This is a genomic window from Streptomyces sp. BF23-19, from assembly GCF_041106355.1.
Classification (GTDB): domain Bacteria; phylum Actinomycetota; class Actinomycetes; order Streptomycetales; family Streptomycetaceae; genus Streptomyces; species Streptomyces virginiae_A.
The window spans coordinates 1-5,251 of the sequence record NZ_JBGBPT010000021.1; the positions used below are offsets into that span (position 1 = coordinate 1).

Genomic DNA, 5,251 nt, shown 5'->3' on the forward strand with positions numbered 1-5,251 from the left:
TGGGCGGCACCATGCGTCTGGGCATGTACCCGGCGAAGCTCGCCGAGGGCTCCATCGTGCGCGAGGTCTACGGCGACCAGGCGTACGTGGACGAGCGCCACCGCCACCGCTACGAGGTCAACAACGCCTACCGCGGCGAGCTGGAGAAGAAGGCGGGCCTCGTCTTCTCCGGTACCTCCCCGGACAACAAGCTCGTCGAGTACGTCGAGTACCCGCGCGAGGTGCACCCCTACCTGGTGGCCACCCAGGCCCACCCGGAGCTGCGCTCGCGCCCCACGCGCCCCCACCCCCTCTTCGCCGGCCTGGTGAAGGCGGTCATCGACATCAGGGCGAACGCCGCTTCCGGGACATCAGAACCTGCTGCTCACGACTCCGCCCCGGCCCCCCTTGCCGGACTCGCTCTCACACCGTAACGAAGGAGACCCGTCATGAGCCGCACACCGAACTCCCGACCGGTCGTCGCCATCGTCGACGCCTACTCGACGGCCAGCCACCTCGCTCCCCTGTTCGACGCCCAGGGGTACGACTGCCTGCATGTTCAGAGCCTGCCGTCCCCCCCTGCCATCTTCTCGGCCTCGTTCCGGGCGCAGGACTTCATCGCGACGATCCTGCACGAGGGCGACGTGGCGAAGACGCAGGCCGCCATCGAGCAGTACGCCCCGGTGGCCCTGCTCGCCGGCGCCGAGATAGGCGTGGAACTGGCCGACACCCTCAGCGAGGCGCTCGGCCTGCGTACGAACGGCACCGAGCTGAGCAGCGCCAGGCGCGACAAGTTCCGCATGGTCGAGACCGTCAAGGCGGCCGGCGTGCCGGCCGCGGACCAGATTCTCGCCACCGACCTCGACACTCTGTTGAAGTGGTACGGGGACGTTCCCCGCCGGGTGGTGCTCAAGCCGGTCAGCAGCGCCCTCAACGACGGAGTGTCGTTCTGCGACAGCGCCGACGAGGTTCGCGCCGCCTTCGAGAACCTGATGGGCATGGAGAGCGCTGTGGGCCAGCGCAACGACGCGGTGGTCGCCCAGGAGTACCTGGTGGGCGCCGAGTACTACGTGAACACCGTGAGCCTCGACGGCAAGCACTACGTATGCGACCTCTGGAAGACGCAGCACCTCGGTGTCAACGGGGTCCGCGACCTCCTTGGCGGCTCACAGCTGATGGTGCGCGAAGGCCCGGAACAGGCCGCCCTCGTTGCATACGCGGGGGCCGTCCTCGACGCGCTCGGTGTGCGCAACGGCCCCGCTCACACCGAGGTGAAGCTGACTCCGCAAGGGCCCCGGCTGATCGAGACGGGTGCCCGGGTCTGTGGCGCCATGCTGCCGGTGCTCACACGGGCGGCGATCGGCGAGAGTCAGCTGGAGTGGACGGTGGCGGCCTACGTGGACCCCCAGTCGTTCCTGTCCCGCTGGAAGACGGGCTACGAAGTGGCCCGGCACGCCGTCTGCGTCAACATGATCTCCGGGAACAGCGGCAAGCTCCTCGGCTACCCCCGGATGGACGAGCTGCAGCAGCTGGAGAGCTACCACGACGTACTTCTCAAGGTCCATGCCGGCGACGAGATCCGGCGGACGGTCAACGACATGACCTACCCGATGCTGGTCCACCTTCTGCACGAAGTCGAAGGCGTGGTCACTCACGACTACATGACGGCCCGGTACCTCGACGGCGAGGGTTTCTACGACGTTGTCTAGCCGGTACGACCGCATCACGCTGCACTCGGCCCTTCCGGGCCGCCCCACACCTTACGGAGACCCGATGCACAAGCCCGGCAGGACCGACACTGGGACGCACCCCCTGCTGATTCTCATATCGAGCGGCCCGCACAAGTACCGCGAGTACCTCCTCTCGGCCATCAGCACGCGCTATCGGGTCCATCTCATCGACACGGTGGAGCCGACCTGGCAATCCCCGTACCTGGTGGGCAACACGGTGGTTTCGAGTACGGATCTGGAGCTGGTCTCCGCTGCGGCCTTCGAGATCGCCTCCCGCGAGACGGTCCAAGGGGTGCTGAGCTGGGACGAGGCGCGGGTTCACCAAGCGGCGGCCGTTGCGGGGCGCCTCGGCCTGCCGACCACACCGGCCGAGGCCGTCTGGAGGTGCCGCGACAAACACCAGAGCCGGTCCGCCCTGGCCCTCGAAGGTGTGCCGCAGCCGGCTTTCGCCTTGGTCGGCAATGTCGAGGAGGCTCTGACGGCGGCCGCGGGCATCGGCTATCCCGTGGTGGTCAAGCCCCGGGCGGCGGCGGCCAGTTTCGGTGTCTCTCTCGTGCGGTCCCCGCAGGAGATGACCGAGTGCTTCGGATTCGCCGACCAGGCGACCGTGCCGCACATGCCCGACTACAACCAGGCCGTTCTGGTGGAGGAGTACCTGGACGGGCCTGAGGTGAGTGTGGACTCCGTAGTCGTCGGAGGGCGGGTACGCCCGCTGTTCGTCGGTCACAAGCAGATCGGCTACCCGCCCTACTTCGAGGAGACCGGGCATGTGGTGTCGCACGGTGACCCGCTCCTCGCGGATCCCCTGTTCCTGGACCTGCTCCAGGAAACCCACACCGCGCTCGGCTTCACCGAAGGCTGGACGCACACCGAGCTCAAGCTCTCCTCCTCCGGGGCCCCCAAGGTCATCGAGGTCAACGCTCGGCTCGGCGGCGATCTGATCCCCTACCTCGGCATGGCCGCCTCCGGGATCAATCCGGGCCTGATCGCGGCCGCAGTGGCCTGCGGGCGCGATCCGGAGATCGACGTCGAACGCGATCTGGTGGCGGCGGTGCGGTTCCTCTACGTCGACCACGACGACACGGTGATCGACAGCGTGGAATTCGACACCGCGGCGCTGCCTCCCGAAATCGACCAGGCGGTCGTGCTCGCCGCGCCCGGCGACATCGTTTCCCCGCCGCCGCGAGGGCTGTTGAGCGGCCGGGTCGCTTTCGTTACCGCGATCGCCGCGAAGGTCGAGGAATGCGAAGCCGCACTCGACGCGGCGGCGGCCGCCCTGCGCGTCGTCGAACGAGATCGTACCGAAACGCGGTGAGCGAGGAGACGACAAGCAACACGGCTCCCGCCAATGCCGCCGAGGCCACGGCCGGCGCATCCGATGCCGGGGTTCTCGCCACCTTCTCCGAGGCACCCTTCACGGTCAAGGCTCTGCTCTTCGGTGTCCTGGTCAACAAGCTGGGCTCGTTCGTTCAGGTCTTCCTCGTACTGTTCATGACCAGCCGAGGTTTCAGCGATGTCCAAGGCGGTGTGGCGCTCGGCGTCTACGGCGTCGGATCGGTGCTGGGCGTGCTGCTCGGTGGCACGTTCACCGACCGCATCGGTGCCCGGATGACCATCGTGCTGGGAATGGCGGGAACCGCTGTCCTGTTGATCGCCGTACTGCATGTGCGGCTCTACCCGGCCCTTCTGGTGTCCGTCGGACTCGCCGGCCTGATCAGCCAGGTCTACCGCCCGGCCGCCGCCGCCTTCATCGCCGAACTGATTCCGGGCAACCGCCAGGTGATGGTCTCCGCGATGTACCGCCTGGCCCTGAACGTCGGCACCACCGCCGCACCGCTACTCGGCACTTTACTGGTATCGGTCTCGTACGACCTGCTGTTCTACGGCGAGGCAGCTGCGGCACTCGGCTACGCCGCGATCGTCCTCGTGATGCTGCCTCGACAAGAACGCGCTGCCGAACCCACGCGGAAGGCCGCCGTCGAAGCCAGGCAGTCGAACGGGTACCGCGCCGTACTGCGCGACCGCCGCTACGTCGCCTACCTGCTGGCCATGCTGCTCAACGCCGCCGTGTACATCCAGTACCTGAGCACCCTCCCCCTGGCCATCCGAGACGCCGGATTCGACACCTTCTGGTATGGCGTCATGGTGGCAATCAACGGCGCGGTGGTCATCCTCTTCGAACTGCTGATGACCAAAGTCGTCCAGAACTGGCGCGTCCGCACCGTGCTGACCGTGGGCTTCTGTCTGCTCGGCTCCGGCATGGCCCTCTACGCCCTGCCAGGCGGAGTGGCGGTGTTCGTCGTGGGCACCCTGCTCTGGACGCTGGCCGAGATCATCGAAGGCCCCACCATGTTCGCCTATCCGGCCATCGCCGCCCCTGCCGGGGCCGGCGGCCGCTACCTGGGCGCCGCTCACGCCGTGTTCGGCATCGGCTCGGCCATCGGCCCGGCCGCCGGTGTCGCACTCTGGAGCGGCCTGGGCCGGACCTCCTGGCTCGTCATCGGCGCTGTCTCGGTACTGGCCCTGATCCCCGCCTGGTTCGCCGTCGGGCGAATGGGCTCCACTGCCTCCCTGGCGAAGAGCTCGGACTGACGGCCCTTCCCCCCGCCCTGTATCCCACGGCCACGGCACCGACACTGCGCCGCGGCCCGCTACTCCGAGGAACGAGGAGACCCCTTTGTCACTCACCGACACATCCCAGCCCCGAACGGCCACCCCCCGGCGCTTTCTGATGTGCCCGCCGCAGCATTTCGATGTGACCTACTCGATCAACCCGTGGATGGACCCGGCCAAGCCGGTGGACGGTTCGCTCGCCCTGGCACAGTGGGTGGGACTCAAGGACCTCTACGAGAGCCTGGGTCACACCGTCGAGGTGATCGATCCGCTGCCAGGCCTCCCCGACATGGTGTTCGCCGCGAACGGTGCCACGGTGGTCGACGGCCGTGTTCTCGCCGCCAGATTCCGCCACGTCGAACGTACCGCGGAGGGGCCGGCGTACCTGTCCTGGTTCCTTGAGAACGGCTACTCCGACGTCCACTGGCCCGAGCACATCAACGAAGGCGAGGGCGACTACCTGGTGGTCGGGCGCAAGGTGCTGGCCGGCACCGGTTTTCGTACCGATCCCCGCTCGCATGCCGAGGCCCAGGAGTTCTTCGGGCTCCCGGTGATCGGACTGACCTTGGTGAACCCCGAGTTCTACCACCTGGACACCGCACTGGCCGTCCTCTCCGACACCGAGATCATGTACTACCCAGATGCCTTCACCCCCGGTAGCCGGAGCGTTCTGCGCGAGCTGTTCCCGGATGCCATCCTCGCAACGGCCGAGGACGCCGCGGTCTTCGGCCTCAACGCCCTCTCCGACGGCCGCCACGTCCTGCTCCCGGACGCCGCCGTGCACCTCAAGCAGCACCTGAGCGAGCGCGGCTTCGTGCCCATCGGTGTCGACCTCACCGAACTCCTCAAGGCCGGCGGCAGCGTCAAGTGCTGCACGCTCGAACTCCGCTGACCCCGAACAGCGGCAGAGCCCCAGGTCGGTGATCTGG

General features: G+C 67.8%; 4 protein-coding genes and 1 pseudogene. All 5 read left to right on the forward strand.

Annotated elements, in window-relative coordinates:
* Nucleotides 1-413 (forward strand): annotated as a pseudogene (locus AB8A24_RS14415) (CTP synthase); the annotation flags it as partial.
* Nucleotides 414-428: 15 nt separating this feature from the next.
* Nucleotides 429-1,688, forward strand: coding sequence for an ATP-grasp domain-containing protein (locus AB8A24_RS14420; RefSeq protein ID WP_328964400.1), 1,260 nt, complete (start codon nt 429-431; stop codon nt 1,686-1,688).
* Nucleotides 1,681-3,024: an acetyl-CoA carboxylase biotin carboxylase subunit family protein gene (locus tag AB8A24_RS14425; protein WP_369475929.1), complete on the forward strand. Its 1,344-nt coding sequence runs from the start codon at nt 1,681-1,683 to the stop codon at nt 3,022-3,024. Before AB8A24_RS14420 ends, AB8A24_RS14425 begins: the two co-directional genes overlap by 8 nt.
* On the forward strand, nt 3,021-4,301 hold the full coding sequence (locus tag AB8A24_RS14430) for an MFS transporter (protein ID WP_369475930.1): 1,281 nt from the start codon (nt 3,021-3,023) through the stop codon (nt 4,299-4,301). Before AB8A24_RS14425 ends, AB8A24_RS14430 begins: the two co-directional genes overlap by 4 nt.
* Before the next feature lie 85 nt (nt 4,302-4,386).
* The gene (gene ddaH / locus AB8A24_RS14435) at nt 4,387-5,214 is read left to right on the forward strand and encodes a dimethylargininase (protein WP_369475931.1); all 828 of its coding nucleotides are present in this window, start codon (nt 4,387-4,389) and stop codon (nt 5,212-5,214) included.
* Nucleotides 5,215-5,251 lie beyond the last annotated feature (37 nt).

Coding starts and splice junctions, on each gene's coding strand:
- AB8A24_RS14420 (WP_328964400.1), top strand. CDS start 429: ATGAGCCGCACACCGAACTCCCGACCGGTCGTCGCCATCGTCGACGCC.